Origin of the sequence: Hominiventricola aquisgranensis, assembly GCF_040096225.1 — a bacterium.
GTDB classification, from domain to species: Bacteria; Bacillota; Clostridia; order Lachnospirales; family Lachnospiraceae; genus Hominiventricola; species Hominiventricola aquisgranensis.
Genome location: NZ_JBBMFC010000023.1, coordinates 1 through 19224 on the forward strand (window position 1 = coordinate 1; position 19224 = coordinate 19224).

At 45.9% G+C, this 19224-nt stretch carries 13 protein-coding genes, 1 other RNA gene and 2 other annotated features (1 of these 16 only partly in view); all 14 genes read right to left on the reverse strand.

Annotated features, from left to right (window positions below; all coding sequences use genetic code 11):
* Positions 1-81: 81 nt before the first annotated feature.
* Entirely contained in the window at positions 82-1116 is a 1035-nt protein-coding gene (gene queA / locus WMO62_RS12055; protein ID WP_117496330.1) for a tRNA preQ1(34) S-adenosylmethionine ribosyltransferase-isomerase QueA, read from the reverse strand.
* An 11-nt stretch (positions 1117-1127) separates the two neighbouring features.
* Positions 1128-2804, reverse strand: a complete 1677-nt coding sequence (locus WMO62_RS12060; RefSeq protein ID WP_349144813.1) for a CotH kinase family protein — start codon at positions 2802-2804, stop codon at positions 1128-1130.
* Positions 2804-5224: a phenylalanine--tRNA ligase subunit beta gene (pheT, locus tag WMO62_RS12065; protein WP_117496332.1), complete on the reverse strand. Its 2421-nt coding sequence runs from the start codon at positions 5222-5224 to the stop codon at positions 2804-2806. The genes WMO62_RS12060 and pheT overlap by 1 nt, the downstream gene beginning before the upstream one ends.
* A gap of 14 nt (positions 5225-5238) precedes the next feature.
* A complete protein-coding gene (pheS, locus tag WMO62_RS12070) occupies positions 5239-6258 on the reverse strand; it encodes a phenylalanine--tRNA ligase subunit alpha (RefSeq protein ID WP_117496333.1) in 1020 nt (339 codons plus the stop codon).
* Between the two features lie 87 nt (positions 6259-6345).
* Positions 6346-6574 (reverse strand) — a binding site (T-box leader).
* A 50-nt stretch (positions 6575-6624) separates the two neighbouring features.
* Positions 6625-8493: a glutamine--fructose-6-phosphate transaminase (isomerizing) gene (gene glmS, locus WMO62_RS12075; RefSeq protein ID WP_118440115.1), complete on the reverse strand. Its 1869-nt coding sequence runs from the start codon at positions 8491-8493 to the stop codon at positions 6625-6627.
* Between the two features lie 52 nt (positions 8494-8545).
* Positions 8546-9898, reverse strand: a complete 1353-nt coding sequence (locus WMO62_RS12080) for a sugar transferase (RefSeq protein ID WP_349144814.1) — start codon at positions 9896-9898, stop codon at positions 8546-8548.
* Between the two features lie 80 nt (positions 9899-9978).
* Complete coding sequence (locus WMO62_RS12085; protein ID WP_117496336.1) at positions 9979-10797, reverse strand: YihY/virulence factor BrkB family protein; 819 nt, start codon at positions 10795-10797, stop codon at positions 9979-9981.
* A 136-nt stretch (positions 10798-10933) separates the two neighbouring features.
* Entirely contained in the window at positions 10934-12259 is a 1326-nt protein-coding gene (locus WMO62_RS12090; protein WP_349144815.1) for a SpoIID/LytB domain-containing protein, read from the reverse strand.
* 113 nt (positions 12260-12372) lie between these two features.
* A non-coding RNA gene (gene ssrS, locus WMO62_RS12095) (6S RNA) lies at positions 12373-12564 on the reverse strand.
* 184 nt (positions 12565-12748) lie between these two features.
* A complete protein-coding gene (pckA, locus tag WMO62_RS12100; RefSeq protein WP_117496338.1) occupies positions 12749-14353 on the reverse strand; it encodes a phosphoenolpyruvate carboxykinase (ATP) in 1605 nt (534 codons plus the stop codon).
* 178 nt (positions 14354-14531) lie between these two features.
* Complete coding sequence (locus tag WMO62_RS12105; RefSeq protein ID WP_118440119.1) at positions 14532-14876, reverse strand: hypothetical protein; 345 nt, start codon at positions 14874-14876, stop codon at positions 14532-14534.
* 12 nt (positions 14877-14888) lie between these two features.
* Complete coding sequence (gene thrC, locus WMO62_RS12110; RefSeq protein ID WP_349144816.1) at positions 14889-16382, reverse strand: threonine synthase; 1494 nt, start codon at positions 16380-16382, stop codon at positions 14889-14891.
* Positions 16383-16475: 93 nt separating this feature from the next.
* Entirely contained in the window at positions 16476-17108 is a 633-nt protein-coding gene (locus WMO62_RS12115; RefSeq protein WP_349144817.1) for a cell wall hydrolase, read from the reverse strand.
* A gap of 254 nt (positions 17109-17362) precedes the next feature.
* Positions 17363-19021 (reverse strand): 2-isopropylmalate synthase, encoded by a 1659-nt coding sequence (locus WMO62_RS12120; RefSeq protein WP_178755337.1) that lies wholly within the window; start codon positions 19019-19021, stop codon positions 17363-17365.
* 127 nt (positions 19022-19148) lie between these two features.
* Positions 19149-19224 (reverse strand) — a binding site (T-box leader) (it continues 191 nt past the right edge of the window).

Genomic DNA, 19224 nt, shown 5'->3' on the forward strand with positions numbered 1-19224 from the left:
ATTATACCAAAAAATCGCTCAGACCTCACGGTCTGGGCGATTTTTCTGTCAGGGGAGTTTTTTTACAGCCCCAATAAAATCTTATTTATCTTTCTTAATAAACATAGCATCACCAAAGGAGAAGAAACGATATCTCTCCTTCACAGCCTCCTCATAAGCCGCCATGATCTTGTCTCTGCCTGCCAGTGCAGACACCAGCATCATCAGCGTGGACTCCGGCAGATGGAAATTGGTGATCAGACAGTCGATCAGTTTAAACTGATATCCCGGATAAATAAAGATCTCCGTCCAGCCGCTGCCTGCTTTCAGGATTCCGTCCTCACCAGTAGCAGACTCCAGTGTCCTGCAGCTGGTCGTACCGACTGCAATGATCCGTCCACCATTCTTTTTTGTCTCATTGATCAGTTTTGCCTGATCCTCCTCCACCATATAGAACTCTGAATGCATATGATGTTCCAGTATATTCTCCACTTTCACCGGACGGAAGGTGCCCAGTCCTACATGAAGGGTCACATGGGCGATATTTACCCCCTTGTCCTTGATCGCCTGCAGAAGTTCCGGTGTGAAATGAAGTCCTGCAGTCGGTGCAGCTGCGGATCCTTCATGCTTTGCATAGACCGTCTGATAACGGTTCTTATCCTTCAGCTGATGTGTGATATACGGCGGCAGAGGCATCTGGCCCAGCTGATCCAGGATCTCTTCAAAGATTCCTTCATAAGTGAATTTAATCATACGGTTGCCGTCTTCGACCACATCCAGCACTTCACCGACCAGCAAACCATCACCAAAGCTGATCTTCGTACCTGGTTTTGCTTTCTTACCCGGTTTCACCAATGTCTCCCACACATCATTTTCATTTCTCTTAAGCAGAAGTACTTCAATGTGTGCATCCGTTCCCACCTTACTTCCCATAAGACGGGCAGGGATCACTTTCGTATTATTGACTACCAGACAGTCTCCTGGATTCAGATAATCAATGATTTCACGAAAAATATGGTGTTCGATATGTCCTGTTTCCTGATCCAGTACCATCAGTCTGGAACTGGATCGATCCTCCAGCGGATCCTGAGCGATCAGTTCCTGCGGAAGATCATAATAAAAATCATGTAAATTCATAGTATTCCTCTTTATTTCATATAGATTCCATACAGCTCCTGCATCTGCTGACGGATCATGTCTGGCCGCTGCTGTACAAAATCATAGATAACTTCAATATTCTGATCAATATTTTCCAGTGACATAGAATAAGTCGGATCCTGACTCTTCTTTTGTTCAATGTTAGCTTCCAGTTCCTGATCCCGCAGAGCTTTCAGTTGTTCTATGGCAGCAGTCACTTTTTCCTCTGTAAAATAGTTCTGGATACATTGTTCCAGGTAGTAGGCAAACCGTTCCTGCATGTCCGTACGCTTCATCACTGCCGCAAACAGTTTATTGCCGTCCAGTGCATCCTGAATGCTTCTCCACTCTTCTGCTGGGGCATTGTAGAGATTGAATCCTGCCTCCATGTCATAATAGAGATATCTCCATCTTCCATCCTGCCGGTCTTCCCCATAGGCGTCTCCCGGCGAATAGTAACGGTACATCTTAATATTATTCTGCGGCCAGTCCCAGTTGGCGATATAGGTTTCAATGGCAAAATACTGCAGAAGATTTTCCACATCTACCAGTGAAGAAAATTCTTCAAATACAGTATCATCTGTCAGATCTTCAGATGCATAAGTCACCAGATCCTTATAATCTTTCTTCGCCTGCTGTTCCTTACGGTTCAGTTCTGCATCCGGTGTATCATCCCATACGGTCACGATCTCATAATAGCCGTCACCGGAAGTCCCATAATTGGCCTCCATATAGACTTCGTCATAGACTTCCTGCATCCACTCACAGTTGTAATAGACTCCATTGAGGTACACAGCTATAGGTGCCACAGACTTGGAATCCACACCTTCGATCTGACTAATCAATGTCTGGAACAGTTCTTCACGAAACAAGGTCACTGCCTTATCTGTTCCATTATTTCGCAACACCAGCCGCTTATAGGCAGACTCCACTTCTCCTGTGGCTTTTCCTACATTATCTGAAAATAATGGATAATCAAATTCTGCCTTTCCATATTCATCCCGGGCATAGAGCTTCAGTGACTTCCGGTAGGACTGCCGGCTGGCATGACCAAACACCCGGATACCTGCATCCTGATCAATGACCCTCTCACCCTCCGGTGTCAGGATCTCAATATGGGCAGGACGTTCCCATGTTCTTCCTCTCTGGGTAAAATTAGCTGGCTGAGTCTGCAGATCAGGCTGATATTCCTCACTGGCCACATACTCATCTCGTATCTTACCTTCCGTCAGGATTCCATACTCATAATCATAAAGATTATATGGATCACTGGTCACACAGACAATGTATGTACTGTACCGATTCTGTAGTGTCTGTTCATCCTTTGCATAAAAATAAGTACGGGTGAACAATTCTCCCCACTCACCAGAAGCCGGATGATACGCTCTGGCACGAACAGTCACAGACTGAACCTGGTCACCCGATTCAAACACCAGAGGACCGCTGTAAAGTGCGCTGTTCTCTGTGGAAGGTACACTTCCATCCGTACTGTAATAGACAGGATAGCCGCCCCTGGTAGTCAGTTCCAGTGTCAGATCTCCCACGTAAAAGGAATCCTCCTGGGAAGTCTGCACCACATCCGAATCTTTGTAGTAATCCGCCAGGCGCTGTGCGATCAGAAACCCGAACAGCAGAACAGCGGATGCTGCCAAAACTGCCAGCACCCGCGTAATTTTTCTGCGATCCATTACTGTCTAAGCTCCGCACCCAGTGCTTCCAGACCATTGAGGATCTTCTTCATAGAAGCAGAGATCTCTGTATCTGTAAGCGTCCGGTCTTTTGCACGGAAGGTCAGCGAATATGCAACAGATTTATAACCGCCTTTGATCTGAGAACCTTCGTAAATATCGAACAGTTCATAGTTCTCAAGAATCTGTCCGCCACGGACTGCGATTACTTCCTCAATCTGTCCTACCAGAACATTCTTCGGAACAACCATGGAAATATCTCTGGTCACAGCCGGGAATTTGGCAATTCCCTCATATTTACGATCAAAAGTTGCCATCGGAACAATAGACGGCATATCCAGAACAGCCACATAAGCTCTCTCTCCAATTCCATAAGTAGCTGCAACTGTCGGATGAACCTCACCCAGATATCCGATTACCGTTCCATCATAGATGATATTTGCCTGACGACCCGGATGAAGGAAAGATTTTCCAGCATTTGGATCATAAGTTTCTTTCAGATGCATACCGATCTTGTCAAGGAACTCCTCTACGATGCCTTTCATGGAGAAGAAGTCGCCATCGCCATACATACCAAGAGTAAACTGCATGCGCTCATCCGGCAGTTCAGTGAGCGGCAGGCTCTTTGGCAGATAAATATTTCCCATCTCATAGAGACGAACATTCTTATTTCTTCTGTTATAGTTGGTTGCCAGAGAAGTCAGCATTCCATTCAGGGAAGTAGTTCTCATAATAGAGAAATCCTCACCCAGCGGATTGGAGATCACGATTGCCTGACGCTCACGTGCATCCTCCGGCAGAAGCAATTTATCAAATACCTTCGGGCTTTCGAAGCTGTAGGTCATACCCTGTGAGAAGCCGCAGAACTCGGCGATATCTCTTGCCACTGCTTCAATTCTCAGATAGAACGGAAGCTTGCCGGTGGTTGCCTCTCCTCTCGGAAGCGTAGTCGGGATATTGTCATATCCGAAGAAACGAGCCACTTCCTCTGCCAGATCTGCAGTGCGGAACAGATCCTGACGGAAGGTCGGAGCTACGATCTCGTTGGTCTTCTCATCATATTCCAGTTCGATCGGTTTGTAATACTCCAGCATCTGCTCTTTGCTGATGTCGGTTCCCAACAATGCGTTGATGCGGTCCGGCTCAAAGGGAATGCGAACCGGTTCTCTCTTCACTGGATAAACATCAACGGTTCCGTTTACCACATCTCCTGCATCCAGCTCCTCGATCAGCTGGCAGGCACGATCAATAGCTGCCTGTGCATTGTTCGGATCCAGTCCTTTTTCAAACTTACCGGAAGCATCTGTACGAAGTCCTACACGCTTGCTGGACAGACGGATGTTGGTTCCGTCAAAGCAGGCTGCCTCGAACAGCATGGTCTTTACATCATCTGTGATCATGGAGTTCTCACCACCCATGATACCAGCCATACCGACTGCTTTCTCACCGTCACAGATCATCAGTACATTTTCATCCAGTGTACGCTCCTGTCCATCCAGAGTCACGAATTTCTCATCGTGAGCCGCACGGCGGACAACGATTTTTTTATCTGCGATCTTATCCAGATCATAAGCATGCATCGGCTGGCCATACTCTTCCATTACGTAGTTGGTAATATCAACCACATTATTGATCGGACGGATGCCTACGGATGCCAGTCTTCTCTGCATCCATTCCGGTGACGGAGCAAGACGGATATTTTTTACCACTCTGGCACAATATCTGGAACACAGATCATGATCCTGCACTTCTACTTTAATATAATCATTCACATCACCGCCGCAGCCTTTTACATGAACTTCCGGAGCCTTGAACTCCTTATGGAAGGTAGCAGCTGTTTCTCTTGCAAGACCAAGCGTACTGTAGCAGTCCACACGGTTGGAAGTGATCTCGAACTCAAACTCCACATCATGAAGTCCCAGTACTTCAATGGCGTCTGCTCCTACTTCAGCAGTCTCCGGGAAAATGTAGATACCGTACTCCGGTGCTTCCGGATACATATCTCTGGTGGAACCCAGCTCCTCAATAGAGCACATCATACCGTTGGATTCGATTCCGCGAAGTTTACCTTTCTTAATACGGATGCCGCCAGGTGTCATCTTGCCGTCATGACCGCCTGCCACACGTCCACCGTCCAGAACAACCGGAACCTTGTCTCCTTCTTTGACATTCGGAGCACCTGTAACGATCTGGATCGGAGATTCCTCTCCAATATCTACCTGACAGATGATCAGCTTATCTGCATCCGGATGTTTCTCAATCTTCTTAATCTGTCCGATCACGATTTTCTCCAGATCGGCATCCATTTTTGTAAATCCTTCCACCTTGGAGCCTGACAGGGTCATAGCATCGGTGAATTCCTGTGCAGTCACCTCAAGCTCCGGCACATATGCTTTTATCCATGATAAAGATGTATTCATCTTTGTAATCCTCCTTAGAACTGTTTTAAGAATCTGATATCGTTTTCATACAGCAGTCTCATATCATCGATCTCATATTTCAGAAGAGCGATTCTCTCAAGACCTACACCAAATGCAAAACCGGTGTACTCATTCGGGTCGATGCCGCACATTTCAAGTACATGCGGATGTACCATACCACAGCCAAGGATCTCGATCCAGCCGGATCCCTTACAGAAACGGCAACCTTTTCCACCACACTTAAAGCAGCTTACATCTACCTCCGCACTGGGCTCTGTGAACGGGAAATGATGCGGACGGAATTTTGTCTTCGTGTTTTCTCCAAACAGTTCTTTTGCAAACTCTTCCAGAGTTCCTTTCAGGTCAGCAAAGGTAATATTCTTGTCGATAACAAGACCTTCGATCTGATGGAAGGACGGAGAATGAGTCGCATCCACTTCATCCGAACGGAATACACGTCCCGGAGAGATCATACGGATCGGCAGCTTGCCTTTTTCCATAATTCTTGCCTGTACCGGAGATGTCTGAGTACGAAGCACAATGTCCTTGTTAATATAGAAAGTATCCTGCTCATCCTTTGCCGGATGATTTGCCGGAATATTCAGTTTCTCGAAATTATAAAGGTCATACTCTACTTCTGGTCCTTCGATCACTTCGTAGCCCATACCAATGAAGATACGCTCTACTTCTTCCAGTGCGATGGTGTTCGGATGACGATGACCTACGTTATTCTTCTTAGCCGGAAGGGTTACGTCGATAACTTCTGATTTCAGTTTTGCATCCAGAAGAAGCTTATCCATATTTTTTTTCGCCTCTTCCATAACCTTCTCAATCTCAGCTCTGGTGTCGTTTACCAGCTGACCAAAGACCGGGCGTTCCTCCGGAGCCACATCCTTCATACTCTTTAACAGTGCTGTCAGCTCACCTTTTTTTCCAAGTACAGAGACTCTCACATCATTGAGAGATTCCGGATTCTTTGACTCTTTGATCCGGGCAATTGCCTCTTCTTTGATCTTCTGCAATCTTTCTTTCATGTTGAAACTCCTTTTCTACTACATAGATTTATCGGACGGTTCTGGAACTTTCCTTGTTTCCTATACGATAAAAAAGCTCCGCCCCTCAAAAGGGACGAAGCTTATAATCCGCGGTACCACCCTGCTTTCCGGCTATGCCGGACACTCATAAAACTGCATAACGTGCAGTAACACGTCATCCCCTACTCTATCTGTTCAGGAATGCTGCTCCGGTGTGAACTTCGACCTTTCTGCCTGAACCTGACCGGGCTTCCAGCCGCTGACCCGATCTCTCTGATGGAAAACAGAATGCTACTTGCACCTTCTTCGCATTTGAAATATCTTTTTCTACTATAGCACAGATTTTTTGAAAGTCAAGAGGGTTTCCTACTCAACCGTCACACTTTTTGCCAGATTTCTTGGCTTATCTACATCCAGTCCCTTTGCCACGCTGACATAATATCCAAGCAGCTGCAGCGGGATCACAGCCAGACTGCCCACAAAATGTTCATCCACTTTTGGTACATACACAGCGAAGTTCACCTGATCTTCCACCTCATAATGTCCATAGGTCGTCAGCCCCATCAGATAAGCTCCCCTGCTCTTACACTCCAGCATATTGCTGATGGTCTTCTCATACAACTCATCCTGTGTAAGAACTCCAATGACCAGCATTCCCTGCTCAATCAGACTGATCGTTCCATGCTTCAGTTCTCCTGCAGCATATGCCTCTGAATGAATATAAGAGATTTCTTTCAGTTTGAGACTTCCCTCCAGAGAGATTGCATAATCAATTCCACGTCCTACAAAGAATACATCATGAGCATTGGCATACTTTGCCGCAAACCACTGAATCCGTTCTTTATCCTCCAGAACCTTCTCCATCTTCTCCGGAATCGATAACAATTCAGAAATGTAAAAGCTGTACTGCTCCTCTGTGATCTTCTCCCTCACCCTGGCAAACTGCACTGCAAGACAATACATCGCTGCCAGCTGTGCACTGTAAGCTTTTGTGGTCGCTACAGAGATCTCCGGTCCTGCCAGTGTATACAGCACATGATCTGCCTCCCGGGCAATACTGCTTCCAACTACATTGACAATCGCCAGGGTAGCAAGCTTCTTCTCCTTTGCAAGCCTCAATGCAGCCAGGGTATCGGCGGTCTCTCCAGACTGACTGACCACAATGACCAGTGCCTTCTGGTTCAGTGGCATCTTCCGATAACGGAACTCTGATGCAAGCTCCACACGTACCGGAATATCTGTCAGATCTTCCAGCACATACTGTGCGGCCATTCCCACATGCCATGCAGAACCGCAGGCTACTATATAGATCTGCTCATATTTGTTCAGATCCTCATCACTGATCTGCATCTCCTTAAAATCAATCCTGCCGTCTTTTACAACGGAATTGAGCGTATCCCTGACAGCTTTTGGCTGCTCATGGATCTCTTTCATCATAAAATGCTCAAATCCTGCCTTCTCTGCAGCCTCTGCATCCCATTTGATCTCGGTTGTCTGCTTCTCAATCTCATCACCATCCAGATTATAAAAATGCGCTTCTCCTGGTGTCAGTTTCGCAAACTCCAGATTGCCGATATAGTATACATTTCGGGTGTATTTCAGGATTGCAGGCACATCAGATGCCACATAAGTCTCCCCGTCAGCGATACCGATGATCATGGGACTGTCTTTTCTTGCTACCCAGATCTCCCCCGGATAATCACGGAACATAAGTTCCAGTGCATAGGAACCACGTACACGCACCATGGTCTTTGCGATTGCATCGATGGGTCCTAAGTTATATTTTTTGTAGTAATAATCCACCAGCTTGATCACCACTTCTGTGTCCGTCTGGCTATAGAAAGTGTAACCATGCTTGAGCAGCTTCTCTTTCAGTTCTGTATAGTTTTCAATAATCCCGTTGTGGACTCCAACCACTTCTGATTCCACCTCGCCGGAGCCAGATCGCAGACAATTTCCTGACACATGCGGATGGGCATTAACCTGACTGGGTTCCCCGTGGGTCGCCCAGCGCGTATGTCCAATACCACAGGTTCCTTTCAAAGTCTTTCCGCCATCTGTCTTCTCTGCCAGATTATTCAGCCTTCCTTTTGCCTTCACAACCTGTGCCAGTGCCTTTCCATCCCTGACAGCCAGTCCGGCCGAATCATATCCTCTGTATTCAAGCTTTGACAACCCATCCAAAAGAATCGGTGCTGCCTGTTGCTTACCTGTAAAACCTACTATTCCACACATATATCATTTATCTCCTTTTATTCTGTCTGTCCTATCCTGTCCAATCCATCCATTATGCGTGATTCTGTCCCTCGTCCACTCCTTCCGTGCTTTCTTTTGTAAACATGATCTTCAGAGTCAGGAAGATCAGTTTCATATCCAACAGTACTGAATAGCTTTCAATGTACATCAGATCCAGTTTCAGTTTATCCAACGGTGTCGTATTGTATTTTCCATAAATCTGAGCATAGCCGGTCAGCCCTGCCTTCACCTTCAGCCGATAAATAAACTCCGGCGTCTCCTTGCAGAATTCATCGATATACTGCTGTCGCTCCGGTCTGGGACCCACAATACTCATATCGCCTTTTAAAATATTCAGAAGCTGCGGAAGTTCATCCAGGCGGGTCGCACGGATAAATTTACCTACCTTTGTAATACGACTGTCATTTTTTGAGGAGAACTGCGCTCCATTCTTCTCCGCATCCACGATCATGCTTCGAAATTTATAAATATAAAATTTTCTTCCATTCAGTGTCACACGCTCTTGTTTGAACAATGCCGGACCATGATCCTCCATCTTGATCGCAAGCGCAGTCAGCAGCATAAACGGAGAGGCCACTAAAAGCATACATCCGGAAATGATCACATCCATGGCTCTCTTCATCACACGCTGCTCAAAAGAGATTCCAGAATTTCTCAGAAGCAGAAACGGAGTATCAAATGAATGCACCCGGTCTGCTCCTCTCAGAAGCAGGTCAGAGATCTCCGGAGCCACATAAATACGGATGGATTTCTCATAACAGAATTTTACCAGATCATTGCGCTTCTGCTCTTCCAATCCATAGAGCATCATGGCATCGCAATCCTGCACCTCCTGCTGAAGCTTTACCAGCGGCTCTGCTGCTGACACACATCTGGTAACCGTATAGAGATCCTTTCGTCCGGATAACTTGCGGATCAGATTTTCTTTATATGCCATATCGCAGATCAGAAGCAGCCGCTTCGGAGGAAACATCTTTTTGAAAATTCCACCTGATAACTGATTGATCAACATGATCACCACCAGATCTGCCGCACTCATTACCAGCATAGGCCAGATGGTCGGAAACGGAAAACGTCCCACAACCATAATGATCTGAATATACATCAGTGCATTGGCAATGATGGTTCCCAATGTCTGTGACAGAATCAGCTGCCCCTTTTTATAATATGCGTATTTGGTTCCTCCGTACAGATATACAAAGACTATCAGATAAAGCACGTAGAAACCGATCATCATCCAGTTACCTTTGTTAAGGAACATGGTCACACGCAGTTCACGATACACCTCATCCCATACATATACAAAGAACAGAGTCTCTATAAAAATCTCTATTCCTGCAATTCCAAGACGCAGCAGCCTCTTGTACTGATCAAATTTATCCATTCGTATATTTCCTTTCATCCCAATGTCTCTATATTTTACCATTGCATGGCAAAAACATCAAGGGAAAGCCATTTCCCTTATTATCTGACCACGCTCACCCGCTTCTCCCTCCAGCAATTGATCTCCATGCCGATCAGCACAATATACATGCCGAAATACAGCCAGAACATGAACAGGATCAAGGTTGTCAGACTGCCATACATACTGTATGCATTTCCATACTGTACATAGATGGAAAATCCAAAGGAAAATAAATACCAGCCCACAGCCGCTGCCAGAGCTCCAGGCACCTGATCAAGAAATCCTGATCTTCGATTCGGCAGCATACTATAAAGTGCCGCGAAGAAAACTGTCAGGATCGCCAGCATCAGAAACAGCCGGAAAGACAGAATGATTCTGGTAAACACCGCCACAAACGGAATATATTTTACAAGCCACAGATGAATGGAATCACCAAAAACTACCAGCACCAGCGATACCATGATGATCACCACAAACAACAGTGCAAAGACAGCTCCTCTGAGCCGCATCAGCACATAGTTGGGATTTTTATCCACTCTGCAGATCGCATTAAATCCACGGTTCAGTGCCATAAAGCTCTTTCCGGCAGACCAGATTGTCACAACTGCTGACAATGATACCGTTGCCACTGTACGACTGAACATTTCGTCAATAATACTCAACATCCAGCTTTGGAATCCCTGCGGCACCAAATGCTGGATCAGACTGTAAAAATCTGCTTTTCCAATTCCGGTAAACTGGATCATGGACAACAAAAGGATCAGAAGCGGAATCAGAGACAGCATAATAAAATAAGCTGCCTGCGCCGCATAAGCTGATACGTGATTGTCCGCAATATTTCTCTTTATTTCCATGATCATGAATATCAGTCGTCTCATTCATGTATCCTTTCCTCGTAAAATCGACATGCTCTGTGGCAGTCAATCTGTATCTTACCTTGTTTCAGCAGAAAATTCAAGAAATTCCTGCCTCCATTCCTCTCCGCTGCAGAAACAGGATTCCATGATTTCATCCTTACTCCATCGTTGCCAATGTTACATTCCGATAAAAATAATCAAGGATCGTCAGATAATCCTTTCCCTGCTCCGCCAGAAGTCTGGCTCCGTTCTGGCTCATGCCTGCTCCATGACCCAGACCTCCTCCCGTCACCGCATATCCAGTTACCTTTCCATCGGTCTTGGCTTGTGTCAATATAAAATATCCACTGGGAAGAAGGTCTCCCCCTCTGGTGATCGTCCCATCATTTTTATGTATGATGCCTCCCGGCAACCCCAGCATCAAACGGATATTGTATTCATATTTGATTTTCAATGTTCCTTCGCTTCCAGTCAGCAGAAGTTCCTGCGCTGCACCGCCTGCATTCCGCGACAGGATCTGTGCTTCTGTAATCGTTCCAATCCCTCTATGTCCGACGTTTTCGGATGGCCGCACATACTCCTCTCCATCCTTTATAAGGATCCCATCTCCGGTCTTCGCAAGCCTGACTGCCATCCATTTCTCTACATTTTTCTGAATCTGAGTAAATGGCACTTCACAGTTCCACCGGTACCATGGTTCACTGATTTCCAGATCTCCTGCACGTTTGGTCCTGATCCATGCGGCAAACGTTTCTTCATCCGTCAGATCCTTTTCTGAAGTTGTCTCATTGACAAACCTGCTGCAAAGGTACGGACTGTTTTCTGTATTACCTTCCTCCCAGATAGCTTCATCTGTTGTCACTCCACAGGAAGTTGCAAAATAATATGCCTTTACCGGATACTCCTGATAAAGAAGGATCTGTCCCGCCGTCTCCTCCACTGCCTGATCCGTGGAGGTCTGACTGTCGATCTTGTGATAGACCTGATATGAAGTACTGTCATCCACATGGGCTTCATATTCCGGATAAGCATATTCCTGCATCTGCCAGACTGCATAGGTTCTGGCGCAGACAGCCTGTGCTTTCAACGCTTCCAATGTATAGGAAGCCGGCATCTCGCTGGGAACCACAAACCGAAGATATTCCTCCAACGGTACTTTATTGACAATGACCCACCCCTGCGGCTCCTCATAGTAATCAAGTTCTCCCGGATATCCTTCCCCTGCATCTTTTTCCTTATGATAAATACTGCCATCCTGATCCAGCAGGAGAACACGGATCTTTGCATCCCTCCCCGGAGATGTCCATATTTTTTCCTGTCCAACAGCTTCCCCTGGCTCTTCGCCGCCTTCCTCTTCTGATATCAGTAATTCTTCTCCTGTCTCTCCTTTTCTATCCGGATCTCTCCTAAGTGCCAGGATCATCAGAACCCCTGTCATACACAGCAGAATCAATGTCTTTACTTTCAGTCTGCTTCGATACATGTTCCACCTCCCACTGACACCGGCTTACAATACAGAGTCATCTGCACCTATCAGAGTTCGCCATGTCGCATAAATAAAGAAAGGGTACTGCAATCTGCAGTACCCGTAATCTTCCGTTTCCCAAAGTGCCGTTCCCTGTATTTTGACGCCTAGCCAAAGCTAGGTGGGTAACCTCAACAGAGCTTTCAGCCTTCCCCTGGCATCCAGCGATGGACGGAGGCTTGACATCCGGCCTGCGATTTTGGAATCCCATAAACGTAAATGTAGGTTCAAAATAACAGGGCTCTCGAACACCCCAGGAAATTTATAACCATAGTATACCCTATTTTTTTGTTTTTGACAACTCTAATGTGTAATCTCTATGCTCCATTGTATGGTCTTTCCTGATATTTTATTCATCTGTTTATTACCAGCATCTGATTTCTGACCAGTACATATAAAAAGGGACACTGCATAGCAGTGTCCCAATAGGTACGATAAAATGTACAATTACAGCTGCGGACCAGCAGATACAAGTGCTTTTCCGTCTGCATTGCTCTCATATTTAACAAAGTTTTTCTGGAAACGAGCAGCCAGATCCTTTGCTTTCTCCTCCCACTGAGCAGCGTCAGCGTAGGTATCTCTCGGATCAAGGATTGCCGGATCAACTCCCGGAAGCTCAGTCGGAACTTCAAAGTTGAAGAACGGAATCTTCTTGGTCGGAGCGGTCAGGATAGCACCAGCAAGGATTGCATCGATGATACCACGGGTATCTTTGATGGAGATACGTTTTCCGGTTCCGTTCCATCCGGTGTTAACAAGATAAGCTTTAGCGCCGCTCTTCTTCATTTTCTTAACCAGCTCATGAGCATATTTGGTCGGATGCAGCTCAAGGAATGCCTGTCCGAAGCATGCAGAGAAGGTCGGGGTCGGCTCAGTGATTCCACGCTCGGTTCCTGCAAGTTTTGCAGTAAATCCAGAAAGGAAGTAGTACTCAGTCTGCTCCGGAGTCAGGATAGATACCGGCGGAAGTACGCCAAATGCATCAGCAGACAGGAAGATTACGTTCTTAGCATCCGGAGCTGCGGATACCGGACGAACGATCTTCTCGATATGGTTGATCGGATAAGATACACGGGTATTCTCGGTTACGCTCTTATCAGCGAAATCGATCTTTCCGTCTTTGTCAAGAGTAACGTTCTCAAGAAGAGCGTTACGTCTGATTGCATTGTAGATATCCGGCTCAGACTCTTTATCAAGGTTGATAACTTTTGCATAGCATCCGCCCTCGAAGTTGAATACTCCGTTGTCATCCCAGCCGTGCTCGTCATCACCGATCAGAAGACGTTTCGGGTCGGTAGACAGAGTAGTCTTACCAGTTCCGGAAAGTCCGAAGAAGATAGCGGTGTTCTTTCCATCCATATCTGTGTTTGCAGAGCAGTGCATGGAAGCGATGCCCTTCAGCGGCAGATAATAGTTCATCATGGAGAACATACCTTTCTTCATCTCTCCGCCATACCAGGTATTTGCGATAACCTGCTCACGAGTAGTGATGTTGAACATAACTGCGGTCTCAGAATTCAGACCCAGCTCTTTGTAATTCTCAACTTTAGCTTTGGATGCGTTGTAAACAACGAAATCCGGCTCAAAGTTCTCAAGCTCTTCAGCGGTCGGCTGAATGAACATATTGGTTACGAAGTGTGCCTGCCAAGCTACCTCCACGATGAAACGGATAGCCATACGGGTATCTTTGTTAGCTCCGCAGAATGCATCTACAACATACAGTTTTTTGTTGGAGAGCTCTTTCTTAGCCAGCTCTTTTACAGCCTCCCATGCTTCCTGGGTTGCCGGATGATTGTCATTCTTGTACTCGTCGGAAGTCCACCATACAGTGTCCTTAGAGTTCTCATCCATAACGATATATTTGTCTTTCGGGGAACGTCCAGTATAGATACCGGTCATTACGTTCACAGCACCAAGCTCGCTGACCTGACCTACTTCAAATCCTTCCAGACCCGGTTTGGTCTCTTCCTCGAACAGAAGCTCATAAGACGGGTTGTGTACGATCTCAGTTGTTCCAGTAATACCATACTTAGTTAAATCAATTTTTCCCATGTTTTACTATACCTCTTTCTTTTAGTATATCTTTAGACTTACGCTGAAAAAAATCTCTCTTTCCGACCAGACTCAGAAGTATGAAATTCTTTTCTTTGTTGCGATGCAGGAAATCAAGCATTTCCCACCTCGCATATTATCCCATCTCGTCAAAAAAAAGTCAATATCAAAAATACGTTTAGAAATATTTTTTTGTTGCATTTCTGGTCTGAATTCCATACCAGATCAGGGTTCCGATCAACGCCACCATCATAACCCAGTAAAGGCTCATAATGCTGACCACATAAGTATTGATCAAAGAAACCACTCCATAGAGGATCATCACACCTGCCAGCGTGGACAGCTTCGGTGCCATGGATGCTGCATATGCTCCCAGATCTTTACAGGTATTCACATCCGTCTCCTTGAACACAAGAAATGTCTTGATGATCTTCCCCTTTGTCTTCAGCACATAGGCTGCATACAGTGCATATACACCACATACCAGGATCACAATGTCCATAATTGACCATGCATCATTCATTCTGTGTCACCCCTATTCCACACCGAGAAATGTCTTTACTGTCTGTTCCATATCAGCTGCATCGCAGACTGTCTTATGACGGACCGGAGCGGTACGGATCTCTTCAATGGCATTCGGCACATCCACGCCGGAAATCTTGTTGAGCTCGTCCACCAGATCAAAATCAGACATGGAGCCATACTTTTCTTTGTCGATAGCTTCCATCACACTTCTGGTAAATTTATACGGGCTTGCGGTAGATGCGATCACCGTCTTAGTCTTATCCTTAGTGTCTGCCACATATTTTTCATAAGCACAGGAAGCTACTGCCGTATGCGGATCCAGCACATAACCGGTATCTCCGTATACCTTTGCGATCTTCTTAGCAGTCTCATCTTCAGATGCATAATATCCGCAGAAATCATGAAGCTGTGCGCGCATCTTATCAGTAATCTCGTATTTACCCTGCTCAGATAATGCTTTCATCAGCTCCTGATCCTTGGAAGCGTCTGCTCCGGCGATCCGATAGATCAGTCTCTCCAGGTTGCTGGAGATCAGAATATCCATAGACGGAGATGTGGTCAGGATAAATGGTCTGTTTCTGTCATACTCTCCAGTGCGGAAGAAATCATACAGAACCTTGTTGTCATTGGAAGCACAGATCAGCTTTCCGATCGGTATTCCCATCTGCTTTGCATAATAAGCTGCCAGAATATTTCCAAAATTACCGGTTGGGACAGTCACATTGATGGTCTCTCCATCTTTGATCTCACCACTCTCCAGCAGTTTTGCATAAGCATATACATAATAAACGATCTGAGGAACCAGACGTCCGATATTGATGGAGTTGGCACTGGAAAACTGATATCCTGCCTGATCAAGTTCCTTTGCAAGCTCCTTGTTTCCGAAGATTGCCTTGACGCCGCTCTGGGCATCATCAAAGTTTCCATGAATACCGACTACAAATGTATTATCCCCTTTCTGGGTCACCATCTGCTTCTCCTGGATCGGGCTGACACCATTCTTCGGGTAAAATACGATGATCTTTGTTCCCGGCACATCTGCAAATCCTGCCAGTGCTGCCTTTCCAGTGTCCCCGGAGGTTGCAGTCAGGATCACAATATCATTTTTCACCTGATTCTTCTTCGCTGCAGTAGTCATCAGATACGGCAAAATAGAAAGTGCCATATCCTTGAATGCGATGGTCGCCCCGTGGAACAGCTCCAGATAGTAAGCATCCTCCACCTTTGCCAGCGGTGCGATCACGTCTGTATCGAATTTTTTGTCGTATGCACTGTTAATACAGTACTTCAATTCTTCCTCGGTATAATCGGTGAGAAAGAGCTTCATCACCTCATATGCGGTCTCCTGATAAGTCATTCCGGCCAACTGCTCCATGGAACAGGTAAGCTTCGGAATCGAATCCGGAACAAACAGTCCTCCATCTTCAGCCAGACCCTGAAGGATCGCTTTAGATGCAGTCACAGGTTCTTTTGCGCCTCTGGTACTTCTGTATAACAATTCCATATCTACATTCCTCTTTCTGTGTTTGCTGTTATTATTTTGCAGTTTACCACAGGAAAGAAAAAAAAGAAAGAGGCTTTCCGCCTCTTTCTTCACTTACATGGTATAAAATATATGATTTCCATGTTCCAGCACACGGGAAAGCTTCTGATCAAACCATCCGCTTCTGCTTCTTACTGAGCGGAAAAACAAAGCTCCCTGAGAAATATCTTCTCCATTCATCACTCTTGCCACCGCATCAATGGTCCCCTGAGATACATTCACTGTATCGATCCGACCGTCGGATACGGGTGAAAACTGCGTTGTTCCATCCTGTCTCTGATAGACGACTTCCGTGACCGTGTTTGGAAAATACCCATTTCTCACACGATTCATCACTACATTTGCAACCAGCATACGGCCCTCTGTGTCTTCACATCCAGCCTCTGCTTCCACAATCTTCAGAAGCACCTGATACTCCTGATCTTCCAGACTAAAACTATTTCCTGTCAAAGCTTCCGGTGTCTCTTCCATGACCACCTGCTCTACAGTTTCCTCTGTGGGTATTTCTGTTTCGACGTTGTCTTCCGTAACGACCTCATTCTGGATCGCTTCAACCAGCTCTCCGGAAAAAGTGTCTTCTGCAGCATACACAGTCAGTGTGCCAATACCGCAGGAACCGGTGGGTGTCACACCTGTCAGGAGTAGTCCTCCAAGAACCAGTGCTGTACCCAGATAGCATCTACGCATACATACACTCCTTTTCTGTTTTCCTTTATCCGGCTTCTTTACCGGAAACCAGACGGACATTTGTGTTTTGTGGGTTATCGTCCGCCGCGTTACAGTTTGGCATTATAGACCGGGACAATCTGGAAAGTCAATACAATTATTACAACTTTGTTAACTATTATGAACTAATTTTTTCATTTTTATGACAAATCGAATAAAAAAAGAACGCTTTTCACAGAATTTCATGAAAAGCGTTCTCAAATTTTGTAAAAATATTACTTAACAGAATGATTAATCGCTGTTAATAATGCATCAATGGATGCACGGATAATATCCGGGTCAATGGCTGCTCCCCAGTGGATTTTACCGTTCGGAGTCTCAATTCCTACATATGCGATCGCACTGGAACTGGAACTCTTGGTAAGTGCATGCTCCTGATAAGTAACCAGTTTGTAGTCAAATCCATAGGCTTTTTTCAGTGCATTGCTGACTGCATTCAGACGTCCGTTACCGGTTGCACTGGTAACTTTTTTCTCGCCCCTGTAACATGTGGTAACCTCGGTAGTAATACCGTTTTCCTGTTTGAAATGTACCTCGGTGATCTGATATGGCTCCTTGATTCCGACAAATTTATCGAGGAATACGCGATAAATTTCTTCCGGCATAAGCTCTTTGTTCTCCACATCAGAGACTGCTTTGGCAGCATATCCCATAGCTTCACGCATCTTAGGCGGCATTACCAGACCATAGTTGCGCTCCAGAATATAGCCTACGCCGCCCTTTCCGGACTGGCTGTTGATACGGATCACGTCTGCATCGTAGCTTCTTCCAACATCGGTCGGATCGATGGGCAGATACGGTACTGTCCAGTGATCCGGATGTTTCTCGTCGATCCACTTCATTCCCTTTGCGATCGCATCCTGATGAGAACCGGAGAATGCAGCAAATACAAGCGCACCGCTGTACGGATTTCTCTCATTGACTTTCATGCCGGTAAAATGCTCATATCCGTCACAGATCTTGGTCATATCGGAGAAATCAAGCTCCGGATCCACACCCTGTGCATACATATTCATAGCCACTGTTACAATATCCACATTACCAGTACGCTCACCATTGCCGAACAGAGTACCTTCCACACGGTCTGCACCTGCCAGAAGTCCCATCTCTGTGTCAGCTACACCGCATCCTCTGTCGTTATGCGGATGCAGAGATACCAGTACATTTTCTCTGTATTTCAGATGTTTACACATATATTCAATCTGCTGTGCATAAACATGCGGCATGGAATGCTGTACCGTTACCGGCAGGTTGATGATTGCCTTTCTGTCTGCAGTCGGTTTCCATACTTCCAGAACAGCATTACATACTTCCAGTGCATATTCCGGTTCCGTTCCGGTAAAGCTCTCCGGGCTGTACTCAAAACGATAATCAGCACCAGCTTCTTCCGTCAGCTGCTGCAGAAGTTTTGCTCCTTCTACGGCGATCTGAAGAATCTCTTCCTTTGATTTACGGAACACCTGCTCTCTCTGGGAAAGAGACGTGGAATTATATACATGAACGATTGCATTCTTCACACCTTTCAATGCTTCAAATGTCTTTCTGATAATATGCTCACGAGCCTGCGTCAGTACCTGCACAGTTACATCATCCGGAATCAGATTCTGCTCGATCAGTGCTCTTAAGAACTCATATTCTGTCTCAGATGCTGCCGGGAAACCAACTTCGATCTCCTTAAATCCAATCTTGACCAGCATCTGGAAAAAGTCCAGCTTCTGCTGAAGTGTCATAGGCACAACCAAAGCCTGGTTGCCATCTCTCAAATCTACACTGCACCATACAGGGGCATGATCTACATACTCCTTGTCTGCCCAGTCCATGCATCTTTCTGGCGGCATAAAATACTGTCTGGTATACTTCTTGTAATTCATCATTGTCTTTTCTCTCCTTTTGTGTCGTAAAGTGTTTGGCAGCCATTCAGAATCTTATGAAACATGTATATGGTTCTGAATCGTTACATTTTCACGAAAAAAAACCTCCATCTGTCGATTCCCTTTGGAATCGAGAGACGGAGGATCTACTGTCCTACGCGGTACCACTCTCATTTTGTGATATTCACACACTCGCCGGATACGGA

Excerpts from the sequence above, each read along its gene's own strand:
- WMO62_RS12060 (WP_349144813.1), bottom strand. The coding sequence starts at position 2,804 with ATGGATCGCAGAAAAATTACGCGGGTGCTGGCAGTTTTGGCAGCATCC.
- pckA (WP_117496338.1), bottom strand. The coding sequence starts at position 14,353 with ATGGGAAAAATTGATTTAACTAAGTATGGTATTACTGGAACAACTGAG.
- pheS (WP_117496333.1), bottom strand. The coding sequence starts at position 6,258 with ATGAAAGAAAGATTGCAGAAGATCAAAGAAGAGGCAATTGCCCGGATC.
- queA (WP_117496330.1), bottom strand. The coding sequence starts at position 1,116 with ATGAATTTACATGATTTTTATTATGATCTTCCGCAGGAACTGATCGCT.
- pheT (WP_117496332.1), bottom strand. The coding sequence starts at position 5,224 with ATGAATACATCTTTATCATGGATAAAAGCATATGTGCCGGAGCTTGAG.
- WMO62_RS12085 (WP_117496336.1), bottom strand. The coding sequence starts at position 10,797 with ATGAGACGACTGATATTCATGATCATGGAAATAAAGAGAAATATTGCG.
- glmS (WP_118440115.1), bottom strand. The coding sequence starts at position 8,493 with ATGTGTGGAATAGTAGGTTTTACAGGTAAGCAACAGGCAGCACCGATT.
- thrC (WP_349144816.1), bottom strand. The coding sequence starts at position 16,382 with ATGGAATTGTTATACAGAAGTACCAGAGGCGCAAAAGAACCTGTGACT.
- WMO62_RS12105 (WP_118440119.1), bottom strand. The coding sequence starts at position 14,876 with ATGAATGATGCATGGTCAATTATGGACATTGTGATCCTGGTATGTGGT.
- WMO62_RS12080 (WP_349144814.1), bottom strand. The coding sequence starts at position 9,898 with ATGGATAAATTTGATCAGTACAAGAGGCTGCTGCGTCTTGGAATTGCA.
- WMO62_RS12090 (WP_349144815.1), bottom strand. The coding sequence starts at position 12,259 with ATGTATCGAAGCAGACTGAAAGTAAAGACATTGATTCTGCTGTGTATG.
- WMO62_RS12115 (WP_349144817.1), bottom strand. The coding sequence starts at position 17,108 with ATGCGTAGATGCTATCTGGGTACAGCACTGGTTCTTGGAGGACTACTC.
- WMO62_RS12120 (WP_178755337.1), bottom strand. The coding sequence starts at position 19,021 with ATGATGAATTACAAGAAGTATACCAGACAGTATTTTATGCCGCCAGAA.